A 14862-nucleotide genomic window follows, 5' to 3' on the forward strand; every position below is an offset into this window, starting at 1 on the left:
GGAGGGGCGGGAGACGGTCGGGGTGATGCGCTGCAGGCAATGCCCGAAACGGCAATCAAGAGATAGAGGTCCACGTTTAATGTCCAAGCTTTACGTAGTAGGAATCGGCCCCGGCGGGCTGAACCACATGACCTTCGAGGCGCGACAGGCCATCGAGGATGCCGACGTCATCGTCGGCTACCAGGCCTACCTTGACTTCATACAGCCGCTCCTTGCCGGCAAGCTCCTGTACTCTTCCGGGATGATGCGCGAGGTGGAGCGCTGCTCCCAGGCCCTCGCCGTCGCCGCCTCGGGTAAGACGGTGGCACTTGTTTCCAGCGGCGACGCAGGGATCTACGGCATGGCCGGACTTGCCCTGGAACTGGCCGACGAGCCGGACGCGCCCTCCGGTGTCGAGGTCGTCGTGGTGCCCGGTGTCTCGGCGGTGCAGGCCGCGGCCTCGGTGCTCGGCGCGCCGCTCATGCACGACTTCGCCGTCATATCCCTCTCCGATTTGCTGACCCCGCTGGAGAAGATCCGTCAACGGCTCAGGGCTGCCGCCGAGGCGGATTTCGTGGTGGCGCTGTACAACCCGCGCAGCAAGGGGCGCACCACCCAGATCGAGGAGGCGGCTGCCATCCTGATCGCGGCGCGCGGCCCGCAGGTACCGGTCGGCATCGTCCGCAACGCCTGCCGGGACGGCGAGGAGCGCATCATCACCACGCTGGGGGAGATGCTGAATCACCCCATCGACATGTTCTCTATCGTCATCATCGGCAACGCCTCGACCCGTCTCTGCAAGGACGGCAGGATCGTCACCCCGCGCGGCTACGCTACCCGCGGCGAAAGTCAGAACCCCAACCGCAGGAAGCGGAGAGCCGGCATGGACACCGCTGCGCCGGGCGCGGACCCGCACGCGGTGATGTTCTGCGGCACCGGGTCCGACGTGGGTAAATCGGTGCTGACAGCCGGCTTCTGCCGCATCCTCAAGCGCCACGGCCTCTCGGTCGCTCCCTTCAAGTCCCAGAACATGGCGCTCAACTCGGCGGTGACCCCCGAGGGGGGCGAGATCGGGCGCGCCCAGGGCGTGCAGGCCGAGGCTTGCGGCATCCCCCCCCACACCGACATGAACCCGATCCTTTTGAAGCCCAACTCGGACACCGGCAGCCAGGTGATCGTGCAGGGCAAGGTGGTGCGCAACATGGGGGTGAAGGAGTACAACGCCTTCAAGCCCGAGGCCTTCCTGAAGGTAGAGGAGAGTTTCCAGCGACTGCGCGAGCGCTATTCCTTCATCGTCATGGAGGGGGCGGGGAGCATCGCCGAGATCAACCTGCGCGAACACGACATCGCCAACCTGAAGGTGGCTGCCATGGCGGGCGCTCCCGCGATCCTGGTGGCAGACATCGACCGGGGCGGCGTCTTCGCCCAGATAGTGGGAACCCTGGAACTGCTCACGCCGGAAGAGAAGGCGCTGGTGAAGGGGGTCATCATCAACAAGTTCCGCGGCGACGCCTCCCTGCTCGCCTCCGGGATCGAGTACGTGGAAAACCGAACCGGCGTCCCGGTCCTGGGGGTGCTCCCCTGGTTCAAGGGGCTTGCCCTCCCCGAAGAGGACAGCGTCGCCCTGCAGAAGAAACCGGCCGTGCCCAAAGAGCCGCAGTCGGGAGAGAGGCTGCGCGTGGGCGTGGTGCGCCTGCCGCGGATCTCCAACTACACCGACTTTGCGGTGCTGGAGGCGGAGCCGGATGTCGATCTGTACTACATCCATTCGCCCTGGCTGGTGGAGACCATGGACCTCGTGATCATCCCGGGGACCAAGTCCACCATCGCCGACCTCGTCTCGATTATGGAGCAGGGGATTGCCGATGCCCTCAGCCGCTTCCAGGGGGCGGTGGTCGGCATCTGTGGCGGTTACCAGATGCTCGGTGTTACCGTGAACGACCCGGACCGGGTCGAGACCAGCCTGGAAAGCGCGCAAGGGCTGGGACTGCTGGACGTGGTGACCACGATGCTGAAGGAGAAGCAGACGCACCAGGCCCAAGGGGAGCTGCTGCCGGCAGGGGAGGGGGTGGCGCCGGGATGCAGCCCCGCAATCGCAGGTTACGAGATACACATGGGCGAAAGCGTGCTCGGCAGCGGCGCGAGCCCCTTCGCGCGGATCTGCAGCCGTTCCGGGAGCGACACCGACCTGGAGGAAGGCGCCGTCTCCGCCGACGGCAGGGTTTTCGGCACCTACCTGCACGGGATCTTCGACAACCACGGCTTCCGCACCGCCTTCCTGAACCGCCTCAGGCGTCGGAAGGGGATCCCGGAGCAAGCGGAAGCGGCGCTTGCACCGGACCCGTTCGATGAACTCGCGGCGCACATGGAAAAGCACCTCGATCTGGAGCGGATCTTCCAGATCTGCGGCATCTCGCCCCTCCGGGTTCACCCTCCCCAACCCTCCCCCTCCGGGAGAGGGAGCCATGCAGCGCCGCCTGCTCAAGAGGATGGCCGGGAGCCGAACCTCCTTCCCCCGGAAGGTCGGGAGGGGGGCCCTGAAACCACTGTCGCGTGATGATGTCCATTGACGCCCATATCGCCGTAGTGCTCGGCGCCGTGCTGCTGGATCTGGTTCTCGGCGACCCGCGCGCTTTGCCTCACCCGGTGGTCGGTATCGGGGAGCTGATTTCCGCGCTCGAAGGGCCGCTGCGCCGCATGGTCCCGAACGTCCGCCTGGCGGGTGTTCTGCTGCTGGTTATCACCGTCGGCGTCAGTTACGCGCTGGCCGCATCGTTCGTCTATGCGGCGTACCTGCTCGCTCCCGCCGCGGGTTTCGTCGTCTCCCTCTACCTCGCCTGGGTTTCGCTGGCAGCTCGTTCGCTGCACCTGGAGTCCGCCAAGGTGGTGCAGGCGCTGCAAAGCGGCGACCTCCCCGCCGCCAGACTGGCGCTGTCGTACATCGTGGGACGCGAGACCGCGGAGCTGGACGAGCCCGAGATCATCCGGGGAGCGGTGGAGACCGTTGCGGAGAACACCGGCGACGGAGTCATCGCGCCGCTGTTCTACCTGCTGCTGGGCGGCCCCGCGCTGGCCATCGCCTACAAGGCGGTTAACACGCTGGACTCCATGGTGGGGTACAAGAACGAACGCTTTATCGAGTTCGGCTGGGCCTCGGCGCGCTTCGACGATCTGGCCAACTACGTGCCTGCGCGTCTGACCGGACTGCTCATGGTGCTGGCGGCTCCGTTGTGCGGTTTGAACGGCGGCGGCGCCTGGCGGATCCTGCGCAGAGACGGCAGGAACCACTCCTCGCCCAACAGCGGCTTCCCCGAGGCGGCGGCCGCCGGCGCCCTCGGCGTCAGGCTGGGCGGCGCGAACCGCTACTTCGGCAAGATCATCGAGAAGCCGACCATCGGCGACCCGCTGCTGCCGCTCTCCCGGGAGAGCTACGCCGGGGTGGTGCGGCTCATGTACGGCAGCGAGGCGCTGCTGGTGGCCGGATGGCTTGCGGCGCTGGCGCTGGTGGGGGGTATTTAACAACCTGCCGGGGCATAATCATTCGCCCCGATTTTTGCAAGACATTCGCCGCTCTTGCCGCGGCATCAAATGGGGCACGCGCGGCTGGGCAAATGATTATTTGCCCCTACAGGCGGTGTTCGCACCCCCTCTCCTGATAAGAGAGGGTAGCATCAGCCTGCTTGAGTACAGATCTGGATATCTATAGGTGTCCCACCGGGCCGCCTGCGGGCGGAAAAGGTAAGCTATGGCAATCGCACACGAACATGGAGGCAACGTCTTCGCCGTGGCCAGGAACCTCGGGCTGGCGCCGGAGCGGATCATCGACTTCTCCGCCAGCATAAATCCGCTGGGGATGGCGCCGGGGGTGCGCGAGGCGCTGACGGCGAGCCTGGACCGCCTGCTCCATTACCCGGACAAGGGAGCCGCCGAGCTGAAACAGGCGCTGGCCGCCTACCACGGTGTCGAACCGTCCCAAATCGCCGTAGCAAACGGCTCCACGGAGCTGATACACCTGCTGCCGCGCACTTTCCAGGGGAAGAAGGCCCTGGTCGTGGCGCCCGCATTCGCGGAGTACGCCCTGGCCCTGGAGCGGGCCGGGTGGCAGATCGAGTATTTCACCCTGTCCCCCGCTGACGACTTCGCCCTCGATGTGGCAGCCCTGGCGCAAAGGGTCGCCGACGGCTACGACATGCTCTTTCTTTGCAACCCGGGCAACCCCGCAGGAAACCTGCAGCCACTGCGTGAGATCGCCGGGGTCGTCGACCTCTGCCGGGAGAGCGGAACCTTCCTGGTGCTGGACGAGGCCTTCATCGATTTCTGCGAGGAGGAGTCGGCGAAGCACCTGGTAGTGCGGAACCCGCGGGCGATCCTGCTCCGCTCCATGACCAAGTTCTTCGGTATTCCCGGCTTGCGCCTGGGCTACGCCATCGCTGCTGCGGAAACGGTTGCGGAAATCGCGGCCCAGCAGGATCCCTGGAGCGTCAACACGGCGGCCCAGGTGGCCGGCATCGCCTCTCTGGCGGATCAGGATTACTGCCGCCGCACCAGGAGCTACGTCGATGAGGAGCGCGCACGACTGGCCGCCGCCCTCGCGGACGTGCCCGGTCTGAAAGTCTTCCCGGGGCGGGCCAATTATCTGCTGGTCCGGATACTGCGGGCGGGGGTGAGCGCGGGACAGTTGCGCGAGGCGTTGCTTGCCAAGGGAATGATGATTAGGGACTGCAGCAATTTCCAGGGTCTGGACGCCAGCTTCTTCAGGGTCGCGGTACGGCTCGAGGAAGAAAATGACCTGCTGCTGCGAGGATTGGCGACAGAGTTGGCCTAGGGGGCGAGAAAACGTCCCTCACCCGCCCTGCGGGCACCCTCTCCCGGAGGGAGAGGGGAGTAGCGGGAGATCATAGCTGATCGGGTTTACTGATGGCCTGGCACACGATCCCGGGAGTTCCGGGGAAAGGACAAAAAAAGAGGCCAGCCGGTTGCCCGGTTGGCCTTGTCAGTTCCTGCATTACACCATGTTGTTCCGTCGGCCTTGCGGTCGCCGCAACTAGCTGTTGGAGAGCGAGTAGAAGTCCTTGCGGCACAGCCTGATACGCTTGATCTCTTCGTTGCAGACGTAGCGGACTATGGCGTCGCGATCCCTCTCGTTGATGTGCATGAAGCGCAGGCCCGCGTTGTGGATCACCCCGTTGCCGCTCGCGATCTTGTCGACGTGCATAACCTGAGCAACCACCGGCACCACTTTCGGCTCGGGCAGCGGCAGATGGAAGGTGGCATAGACGATGTCGTCCCGCGTCATCGCCATCTCGGTCTCGGTGCGCAACCCCCCGCCGCTGATGTTGACGATCCTCGGCAGGCTGCTCTGTGTGGCCACCCGCAGACCGGCGGTGCCGCTTTCCTCAGCGGTGCCGGCGGTAACGTTGAACAGGATCACCGGGATGTCGGTGCCGAGGCGGAAGTATTCCCTCTGGTCCTCGGGGGTCACCCGGTCGGTGAAGGCCACCCGAAGGTCCTCCTCGCCGTGGTCGTCCAGCACCACCCCTTTGCAGCGATAGCTGTTGCCGCCCATGCCGACCCGGACCACCAGCGGTGCTTCGCGCCGCAGCAGCACACCCTCGGGGAGTTTCTCACGGGACAGCCTCAGACGCACCTCGGTATCGTTTATCTCGGTGACTACCGCGCCGTCATTGAAAACCGTATCCCCCGATAATGCCACTTCGACCCGCGCCTTCTGGCCCGGTTGGAAGTAGTCCTTATAGTTGTAGGTTCCGTTTTGCATGTGACGCCGCCCACCAAATGAAATAACAACAAAGGTACAGCTGCTTACAGCCTGCAATACAAACGCCAACGGTGCCCCGAGTGCCGGCGGTGCGGGCAACTAACTGATCTAGCGAAGTTGACGTGTTCGACTCTTCTAATCATGCAGCGGGTTCTGTCCGCCAAAGGCCGGAAATGCTGGGCCATATCACCGGAAGCGTTGGAATATTAACGCAAAGTGTCTTTTAATTACAATATTTTTCTTGACATCAAGGCCATGCTGGCTATCCTAAAACGAAATCATTTCTATTTAGAGGCGGGTATGGACCAGCGTCACGCAACAGCCTTGAAAGCCGCCGGCATGAAGGCGACGCCCAAGAGGCTGGCAATTCTCGAGATGCTCGAGGCGGAGCCGGGATACGCGAGCCCCGAGGAACTCTGGAAGAGGTTGAAGGACCGTTTCGACCGGCTGGGCCTTCCGACGGTGTACCGCAACCTTGAGGAACTCTCCGAAAGCGGCGTGCTCTCCAAGGTCATCCATCCGAACCGCCAGCTCTACTATTACTTCTGCAGCAACCGCGAGCACCATCACCACTTCGTCTGCCTTTCCTGCCGCAAGGTCGAGGATATCCCCTCCTGTGGCATCGAGGCGCTGGAGCATGAGGTGTCCAAGCGCAACGGTGGGAAGGTGCTCTCGCACATCCTGCAGTTGAACGGACTGTGCGGCGGTTGTGCCGACAACGAGGAAAAACGATGAAATGGCTGATGGCCTTACTTCTGGCGCTGCTCCTGGCTGTGCCGGGATGCAGCAGGGAAAAGCAGCAAACGGACGGCAAACTCCAGGTGGTGACCACCCTGTTCCCGCTCTACGACTTCGCCAGGACCATCGGCGGCGATAAGGCTCGGGTGAGCCTGCTGCTTCCTCCCGGCGTCGAGCCGCACTCCTTCGAGCCGCGTCCTGAAGATGTGGTTCGGGTGAACCGCGCCGACCTCTTCGTCTATACCAATGCGGTCATGGAGCCCTGGGGCGCCAACATCATCTCCGGTCTCGACCGGGGCAAGGTGGAGGTGGTCGAGGGGGGGAAGGGGATACCGCTGGTGCAGGGGCCGGTCTCGGACCAGCATCGCGGGGAGCACGACGCCCATGAAGGGAAGGGGGGCGACCCGCACATCTGGCTGGACTTCGACAACGCCCGCGCCATCGCCAAAAACATCCTGACAGCCTACGTCGCCCGCGATCCGGCCAACAAGGCTTATTACGAGCAGAACGCGGCGAAGCTGGACGGGCAACTGGCCGTACTGGACCAGCGTTTCAAGGAGACCCTGGCCCAATGTCCGAAGAAGGTGCTGCTGCATGGCGGGCACTACGCCTTCGGGTATCTCGCCAGGCGCTACGGCCTCAAATACATCTCCGCCTCGGCGGTGAACGCCGATGCCGAGCCCACCCCGGCCAAGCTGGCCGAACTGGTGCAGGTGATGCGCCGCGAGCACCTGAACTACGTCTACACCGAGGAGCTGCTGAGCCCCCGCATTGCCGAGACCATCGCCCGGGAGACAGGCGCCAAGGTGCTCCCGCTGCGGGCCGGGCACAACGTCACCAGGGACGAACTGCAGCGCGGTGTCAGCTTCATCTCCCTCATGGAAGAAAATCTCCAAAACCTGAAGACGGGACTGCAATGAAAGACAAGGCTCTCAGCGTCCGCAACCTCTGCGCCGGCTACCACGGCACCGAGGTGCTGCAGGACATAAGCTTCAGCGTGAACGCCGGCGACTACGTCGGGATCTGCGGCCCCAACGGCTCGGGCAAGAGCACCATGGTCAAGATCATCCTGTCGCTTCTGGCTCCGACCTCGGGAGAGGTGTCCCTGCTGGGGAGCCCGCAGGCATCCTTCCACGACTGGCACCGGATCGGTTACCTGCCGCAGGGGCTGCAGTTCTTCAACCCGAACTTTCCAGCCACGGTCGACGAGGTGGTCCGCCTGGGGCGGCTCTCCGCCAAGAAGTTCCCCAGGCGCTTCACCCGGGAGGATGCCCTGGCCGTTGAGCGGACCATGGAATGGATGGGGATCTCCCACATCAGGGGGGCCATGATCGGCGAACTATCCGGGGGGCTGCGCCAGCGGGTGCTCCTGGCCCGTGCGCTGGTGAACGAACCGGCACTGCTGGTGATGGACGAGCCGACCACCGCGCTCGACCCGGAGACCAGGGAGAGTTTCTACAAGCTGATCTTCGAGATGAACCGGGAGAGAAACTGCACCGTGCTCCTGGTCACCCACGACACGGCCACCATAGGGAAGTACGCCTCGCACCTGCTGTACCTGGACAAGAAGGTGATCTTCTACGGCAGTTTCGACGATTTCTGCAGTTCCCCCGAGATGACCGGTTTCTTCGGGGAGCACGGCCAGCACCTGGTCTGCCACCGGCATTGAGTCGCGGCATCCTGGCCGGCACCGTTGGGCGAATGATTATTCGCCCCTACGCGTGGACGCTGCCTTGGTACAACAACGAATCGCGGCATCCTGGCCGGCACCGTTGGGCGAATGATTATTCGCCCCTACACGTGGACGCTGCCTTGGTACAACAACGAATCGCGGCTTTTTGGCCGGCACCGTCGGGCGAATGATTATTCGCCCCTACGCGTGGACGCTGCCTTGGCACAACAACGAATCGCGGCATCCTGGCCGGTACCGTCGGGCGAATGGTTATTCGCCCGTGCCGTGCGGGCCTCCGCTGCATAACAACGGCTTTCCTGTAGGGGCGAATAATCATTCGCCCCGATTCTGAGGTTTTGAAATGAATCTGAACGAGATGCTCAGCTACGGCTTCATGCAGAGGGCGCTGATCGGCGGGTCGCTGATCGCCATCCTTTGCTCGGTGCTCGGGGTGTTCCTCGTGCTGCGCAGGCTCTCGCTGATCGGCGACGGCCTCGCCCACGTAACCTTCGGCAGCGTCGCCCTGGCCCTCTTTTTCCGGCTGCACTCGGTCTACATGACCCTCTCCATCATCCCGGTGGTGCTCGCCTCGGCCCTGGGGATCCTGAAGCTCTCCCAGAAGGCGCGGATCTACGGCGACGCCGCCATCGGCATGGTCTCCGCCATCGGCATCGCGACGGGGGTGCTGCTCGCCAGCGTCGCCGGCGGCTTCAACATCGACCTTTTCAGCTACCTCTTCGGCAACATCCTTTCCATCAGCTCCAGCGAACTGGGCATTGCAGCGGTCCTGTTCTGCATCGTCATCGCCGGCGTGGTCATGTTCTACAACGAGCTCTTCGCCAGCACCTTCGACGAGGAACTGGCCAAGAGTTCCGGGCTCAACACGGACCGCATCAATACGGTGCTGGTGCTGCTCACCGCCCTGACCGTGGTGCTCGCCATGAAGGTGGTGGGCATCATGCTGATCTCGGCGCTCCTCATCCTGCCGGCGGTTTCCGCCCTGCAGATCGCCAAGGGGTTCAAGACCGCCATCGTTTCGGCGGCGGGAATCGGCGTCGCTACCGTCGTCTGCGGCATATCCCTCTCCTTCGTCATGAACCTCCCCACCGGCGCCACCATCGTGCTGATCAACTTCGCGGTCTTTCTCTGCGCCTTCGCCGCCCGGAGCCTGCTGCGTCACCCCTGAACCCTGCGCCAATTTTTTGATTGTTCCGGTTAACTTTCCGGGAGCACCGCCGATAAGCACAATGGGCGGGCATTCCGCCAGTACGCAACGAGGCGGCCGGGATGATAGAGGCAAAGGGATGGGTAACCGCTAAGGTCGGGGAGAGGTACACCGGCCACAACCGGGTGCTGGGCGTGATCGCCTCGCTCCTGGTCGGGCTGGTGCTGCTCGACGTCTACCTGGTTCCCCTGCAATCCCCCTGGGGGATGTACGTCGTGCTCGCCTCCTTGGCCCTTGGGGGCTTCCTCCTGCCCACACGGCTGCTGCTGCCCGACGGCCAGCTCAAGGCGTCTTTGGAACTGGTGCTCCTTTTGATCTACCTGGTCGCCGTCTGCTGGTTCACCGGCAGGACCGACAGCCCGTTCGTGTCGGCTATCTACCTGGTCCTGATGGCCACCTCGCTCACGCTGGGGAGGCGCATCACCTACCTCATGGCGGGGCTCGCCGTCGCCTCCTATTCGTTGCTCGCCACGGGCGAGTCCCCCCCGCTTTGGAGCCAGATACCCGGTTACCTGATCCATGTCTTCCCCTTCGTCCTGATCGCCCATGTGGGTGCCATCCTTGCCGGAGAGACCGAGGCCGCCCGCGCCGAGGTGGAGCGCCTCTCGCTCACCGACGACCTCACCGAGCTCAACAACATGCGCAGTTTCGAGGCCCTCGCCCTGCAGCAGGAGAAGGTCGCGCGCCGGTACCAGGCCCCCTTCGCCATCTGCATGCTGGACGCCGACAACCTGAAGCAGATCAACGACCGCTACGGTCACCTGGCGGGGACGGAACTGATCAAGTGGACCGCCCGGGTGATCAGGTCGAACATCAGGGAGAGCGACATCGCGGCACGCTTTGGCGGGGACGAGTTCATCATCATGTACACCGACCACGACAAGGAGCAGATCCGCCCGGCGGTGGAACGGATCGTCCGCGCCATGAGTTCCTGCCCCTTCAGCTACGACGGCGACCTGATCGAATGCACCTTGTCGGCCGGCATCGCCTCCTTCCCCTGGGACGGGGACGACCTAAAGAGCGTGGTGAAGCAGGCGGACCTGGCCATGTACCGCAGCAAGCGGCTGGGGAAGAACCGGGTGTCACTGGCGGAGTCGGAGCGGGATCAGGGGGCGGAACGGGAGAAACTACAGGTACGGGGAGAAAAGCTTCGCGGCCGCGTCCCGCAGCTTGACGGGGAGCGAACGGGCGTCCATCTCGGCAAGCGTGAGCTCCCGCGATAGCGCGAGGGTGGCATGGCAGTGGTCCTCGAGCCGGGCGGCGAAGTCAAGGTCGTACACCTCGAGGTTGAACTCGAAGTTGAGCCTGAGGCTTCTGGGGTCGAGGTTGGCGCTGCCGATCAGGCTCCAGCTCCGGTCCACCACCATGAACTTGGTGTGCGCGAAGGGGGCGGGCTGGGCGTAGATGCGCACCCCCTGCTGCAGGAGCTCCCACAGGTACGAGTTGCTGGCCCACTGCAGGAAGGGGAGGTTGTTGAGCTCGGGGAGCACCAGGGTGATCTCGACGCCGCGCAGGGCCGCGGTGATCAGGGCCGAGATCAGCGGGCGGTCCGGTATGAAGTAGGGGGTCACGATGGTGACCGTGCGCCTGGCGCAGGAGAGCGCTCCCAGGATGATCCAGTTCAGCTTCCTGAAGTCCTTGTCCGGTCCGTCGCTCACTGCCCGCACCAGGGCCGTCCCCGTTTCCGCGATCTCCGGGAAGTAGCGCGCGTCGGTCAGCTGTTTTCCCTTGGCGAAGTGCCAGTCCTCAAGGAAGGTGCGCTGCAGGTCGGCCACCACGGGGCCGGTAACCTGGAAATGCAGGTCCTTCACCACGGGGGGGGGACCGGCAACCATGTGCCTGCCGCCGATGTTCATCCCGCCGGTAAAGCCGGTCCTGCCGTCGACCACCATGATCTTGCGGTGGTTGCGCAGGTTCAGGTATCCCCCAGGTCTCAGGGGGAGGAATCTCATGAACTCCACCTTTGACCCCTTCAAGAGCTCCCATGCTGTCGGAACCGAGTATTTCTCCCCCAAGCTGTCCACGATGACCCGCACCTCCACCCCGCGGTTTGCCGCGCGCGTCAGGGACCTGATGAAGCGCTTCCCGGTCTCGTCTCCGTCGAAGATGTAGGTGGAAAGATGCACCGATGATTGTGCCGCGTCGATGGCGGCGAGCATGGCGGGATACGCCTCCTCGCCGTTTTCCAGCGGCACCAGGTGGTTTCCCGGCAACAGCCTCGTGCTCACCACGCGCTCGGAAAGGTTGCGCAATTCCCTGAGGTAGGATAGTTCTCCGGGAAGCTTGGTGGGGGGGAGGTCCGCCGCCTGGGGGAGGATCAGGGCCGGGCCGGCTTCCATGTGCCAGCGCTTGGCACGGCTGTAGATCCGGTTCACCCCCATGCCCCAGTAGAAGATGGGGCCGAAGAACGGGATGGCGAGGCAGGTGAGGATCCACCCCAGGGCCGAGCGGGGGTCGCGCTTGTTGATCAGCGCGTGCCCGGCGGAGAGGACGGCCAGCGAGACCAAGGAGACCAAAAGGAGTGTGGTGAAGATGTGGTCCAGCACGTGTGCCATAAGGATGAGCCTGTCGTCAGCAAAGCATCCGGCGCAAAGCCGTCATATCATGCAAAAAGAGGGCGGCATGGCTGCCGCCCCCCGGTGGAATCTGGCAACTGCTGCGGCATGCAGGGATCAAAGCAGCGTGAAGGGCTTGGCCCTCTTGGTCCAGTCGCTGTCCGGGTACTCTTTGGAGAGCTGCTGGTAGATCTCCTTCAGCGCCGCGGGGTCGTGGCTCGAACTGAAGCGCGCCACGCCGCGCAGGTACACCGCCTCCGGTGCCGCCGCGCATTTGGGGCAGCCGTTCAAGAGAGTGCTGAACTGGATCACCGCCTCGTTGAACTGCCCGTCGTCCAAGCACGCCTTCCCCATCCCCAAGAGCACCGATCCGATCATCTCGTCGGGGGGAAGAAAGCCCACGGTGCGCTGGTGTTCACGCCCGTAGAGGTCGAGCGTGATCAGCGTCGGGGTCCAGGAGATGCGGAAGTCGCCGGTCTGGGTGTTGGAGGAGACCGGGATCCTGACCGGGACCACGTGGTCCGCGATGAAGTTCACGACCGCGTCATCGGCGAAGGTGACCTCTTCCATCTGCTTGCAGCCGATACATTGCGGGCTGAAGAATTCCAGCAGAACGGTCTTCTGTTCTGCTTTGGCCCGAGCCAGCGCTTTGCCCATGTCCGTTTCCCAAGGTATCATGGTAAACCCTCCTCCCGGTTATCATTAAACCCACGCTAAAGGGTAGCCCCTGTATTTCCGGTGTCAAGTCCCCTAACCGCTTGCAGTTTTGGGCGAAATGCATATAATGAATCCGGCCTCGCCCAGACACTCACGCCTGAAAGGAAGTACTTTGTCCAGCAAAAACCCGCGCCGCGCCGCTTTCGATATACTGCTTCGGATCGAAAAAGAGAAGTCCTTCGCAGACATCCTGATTGACCACGAACTGTCCAAGGACATGATCAAGGGGGCCGACCGCGGCCTTCTCACCGAACTGGTGTACGGCGTGCTGCGCCGGCAGGGAACCCTGGATCACATCATCGGGCAGTTCTCCAAGCAAAGAACCGACAAGCTCGAGCTCTACGTGCTGCTGCTTTTGCGCCTGGGGCTGTACCAGAGCTTCTTCCTGGACCGCGTCCCGGTGTCGGCCGCGGTGAACGAGACCGTGAAGCTCGCCAAGGAACTCGCGCCTCGGGCCTCGGGTTTCATCAACGCCATCCTGAGGAACGCGGACAGAAACCGCGACAACATCCGCTATCCGGACCGCGCCGAGAACCCGGTGGGCTACCTGGCGGTCCGCTACTCCCATCCCGCCTGGCTCACCGGGCAGTGGTGCGACCAGTTGGGCGTGGACGGTGCCGAGGAACTCGCCGCCGCCATGTCGGAGCCCCCCCCCTTCACCATCAGGACCAACACCCTGCGCGTCTCCCGCGAGGCGCTCATGGCCCGCCTGGCCGAGGAGGGGATCAACTGCAGCGAGACCCGATGGTCGCCCGACGGCATCAGGCTGAACCAGTCCGGGCTGATCTCGCGGCTACCCTCCTTCCGGGACGGGCTTTTCACCGTCCAGGACGAGTCCTCGCAACTGGCGCCGCTGTTCCTGGCGCCGGAAAAGGGTGACCGGGTGCTGGACGCCTGCGCGGCCCCCGGCGGCAAGACCACTCAGATCGCCCAGCTCATGGCGGACACCGGCGAGATCTACGCCTGCGACGTCAACCACAAGAAGCTCAGGCTGATCAAGGAGACCTGCGACCGGCTGGGGATCACGTCGGTGCGCACCTTCACCATGGACGCCACCGCGCCGTCCCCCGCGATCAAGGAGGTCACCTTCCAGAGGATCCTGGTGGACGCCCCCTGCTCGGGGCTGGGGGTGATCCGGCGCAACCCCGAAGGGAAATGGAGCAAGTCCCCGGAAGACCTGCTGCCGCAGGCCCGCACCCAGATCACCATCCTGGAGAACCTCTGCAAGTACCTGGAGAAGGAAGGGACGCTCGTCTACGCCACCTGTTCCACCAGCGTCCAGGAGAACGAGTACGTGATCGATACCTTCCTGCGCGAGCACCCCGAGTTCGTCGCCGAGGACCTGCGCACGCTCTTCCCCGAGTTCGCGCCGCTGTTCACCGAGCGCGGCTTCTTCAGGAGCTGGCCGCACCGCGACGGCATGGACGGCTTCTTCGCCGCCCGTCTCAAGAAAACGAGGTAGGAGAACCTATGAAAAAGATCGCACCATCCATACTTTCCGCCGATTTCGCACGTCTGGGCGAGGAGATCAAGGCCATCGAGACGGCAGGCGCCGACTACGTCCACATCGACGTGATGGACGGCCAGTTCGTCCCCAACATCACCATCGGCCCGCTCATCGTCGAGGCCGCGCGCCGGGTGACCACGCTGCCGCTCGACGTGCACCTGATGATCGTCGAACCGGACCGCTACATCCCCGATTTCGCCAAGGCGGGGAGCGACATCATCGTGGTGCATGCGGAGGCGACCAACCACCTGCACCGCACCATCCAGCTGATCAAGTCCTTCGGCAAGAAGGCGGGGGTCTCGCTCAACCCCGCGACCCCGCTGAACGTGCTCGACTACGTCATGGAGGAGCTGGACCTGATTCTCCTGATGACGGTGAACCCCGGCTTCGGCGGCCAGTCCTTCATCGAGGCCTGCATACCGAAGATCCAGGCGCTGCGCGCCACCATGGACCGCAGGGGGATCGAGGCGGAGCTCGAGGTGGACGGCGGGGTCAAGACCGACAACATCGCCCGCATCGCACACGCCGGCGCCGACGTCTTCGTGGCCGGCAGCGCCGTCTTCAACTCGCCGGACTACGCGGCCACCATCTCCGAACTGAAGAGGCGGGCCAAGGAGCCGGTGCTCTGATAGCGGAGAACGGGCAGGAACGGCCGGGGTCGCCGGCCGCGATCAGGGAAAGGCTGAAGGCCTC

The 14862-nt window shown here is 64.1% G+C and carries 13 protein-coding genes; 10 read left to right on the forward strand and 3 right to left on the reverse strand.

Annotation, left to right across the window (positions count from 1 at the left end; translation table 11 throughout):
• The first annotated feature begins 79 nt into the window (after positions 1-79).
• The 3 genes from KOM00_RS04235 to cobD all read left to right on the forward strand — a co-directional run bounded on the left by KOM00_RS04235 (position 80) and on the right by cobD (position 4804).
• Positions 80-2536, forward strand: coding sequence for a cobyric acid synthase (locus KOM00_RS04235; RefSeq protein ID WP_216497593.1), 2457 nt, complete (start codon positions 80-82; stop codon positions 2534-2536).
• Positions 2536-3498 carry an adenosylcobinamide-phosphate synthase CbiB gene (cbiB, locus tag KOM00_RS04240; protein WP_216497707.1) on the forward strand — a complete coding sequence of 321 codons (963 nt, stop codon included), beginning with the start codon at positions 2536-2538 and terminating at the stop codon, positions 3496-3498. The genes KOM00_RS04235 and cbiB overlap by 1 nt, the downstream gene beginning before the upstream one ends.
• A 226-nt stretch (positions 3499-3724) precedes the next feature.
• The gene (gene cobD / locus KOM00_RS04245) at positions 3725-4804 is read left to right on the forward strand and encodes a threonine-phosphate decarboxylase CobD (protein WP_216497594.1); all 1080 of its coding nucleotides are present in this window, start codon (positions 3725-3727) and stop codon (positions 4802-4804) included.
• Positions 4805-5023: 219 nt separating this feature from the next.
• Here the strand turns inward: cobD and KOM00_RS04250 are convergent, their stop codons facing one another.
• Entirely contained in the window at positions 5024-5755 is a 732-nt protein-coding gene (locus tag KOM00_RS04250) for a PilZ-like domain-containing protein (RefSeq protein WP_216497595.1), read from the reverse strand.
• A 300-nt stretch (positions 5756-6055) separates the two neighbouring features.
• Here KOM00_RS04250 and KOM00_RS04255 point away from each other — a divergent pair, with 300 nt between their 5' ends.
• From KOM00_RS04255 to KOM00_RS04275, 5 genes are all read left to right on the forward strand, one after another.
• Positions 6056-6490 carry a Fur family transcriptional regulator gene (locus KOM00_RS04255; protein ID WP_216497596.1) on the forward strand — a complete coding sequence of 145 codons (435 nt, stop codon included), beginning with the start codon at positions 6056-6058 and terminating at the stop codon, positions 6488-6490.
• Positions 6487-7413, forward strand: coding sequence for a metal ABC transporter substrate-binding protein (locus KOM00_RS04260; protein ID WP_216497597.1), 927 nt, complete (start codon positions 6487-6489; stop codon positions 7411-7413). Before KOM00_RS04255 ends, KOM00_RS04260 begins: the two co-directional genes overlap by 4 nt.
• Entirely contained in the window at positions 7410-8162 is a 753-nt protein-coding gene (locus tag KOM00_RS04265) for a metal ABC transporter ATP-binding protein (protein ID WP_216497598.1), read from the forward strand. The genes KOM00_RS04260 and KOM00_RS04265 overlap by 4 nt, the downstream gene beginning before the upstream one ends.
• Before the next feature lie 364 nt (positions 8163-8526).
• The gene (locus tag KOM00_RS04270) at positions 8527-9351 is read left to right on the forward strand and encodes a metal ABC transporter permease (RefSeq protein WP_216497599.1); all 825 of its coding nucleotides are present in this window, start codon (positions 8527-8529) and stop codon (positions 9349-9351) included.
• Positions 9352-9452: 101 nt separating this feature from the next.
• A complete protein-coding gene (locus KOM00_RS04275) occupies positions 9453-10613 on the forward strand; it encodes a GGDEF domain-containing protein (protein ID WP_216497600.1) in 1161 nt (386 codons plus the stop codon).
• Here the strand turns inward: KOM00_RS04275 and cls are convergent.
• Positions 10518-11945 (reverse strand): cardiolipin synthase, encoded by a 1428-nt coding sequence (cls, locus tag KOM00_RS04280; protein ID WP_216497601.1) that lies wholly within the window; start codon positions 11943-11945, stop codon positions 10518-10520. The genes KOM00_RS04275 and cls overlap by 96 nt on opposite strands.
• A 117-nt stretch (positions 11946-12062) precedes the next feature.
• Positions 12063-12623 (reverse strand): thioredoxin fold domain-containing protein, encoded by a 561-nt coding sequence (locus KOM00_RS04285; protein WP_216497602.1) that lies wholly within the window; start codon positions 12621-12623, stop codon positions 12063-12065.
• A 151-nt stretch (positions 12624-12774) separates the two neighbouring features.
• On the opposite strand from KOM00_RS04285, the gene rsmB reads away from it, so the two are divergent.
• Both rsmB and rpe read left to right on the forward strand, forming a co-directional pair.
• Positions 12775-14124 (forward strand): 16S rRNA (cytosine(967)-C(5))-methyltransferase RsmB, encoded by a 1350-nt coding sequence (gene rsmB, locus KOM00_RS04290; protein ID WP_216497603.1) that lies wholly within the window; start codon positions 12775-12777, stop codon positions 14122-14124.
• A gap of 8 nt (positions 14125-14132) precedes the next feature.
• A complete protein-coding gene (rpe, locus tag KOM00_RS04295; protein WP_216497604.1) occupies positions 14133-14798 on the forward strand; it encodes a ribulose-phosphate 3-epimerase in 666 nt (221 codons plus the stop codon).
• Positions 14799-14862: the final 64 nt, after the last annotated feature.

Source organism: Geomonas diazotrophica, from assembly GCF_018919385.1.
In the GTDB taxonomy this organism is placed as follows: Bacteria; Desulfobacterota; Desulfuromonadia; order Geobacterales; family Geobacteraceae; genus Geomonas; species Geomonas diazotrophica.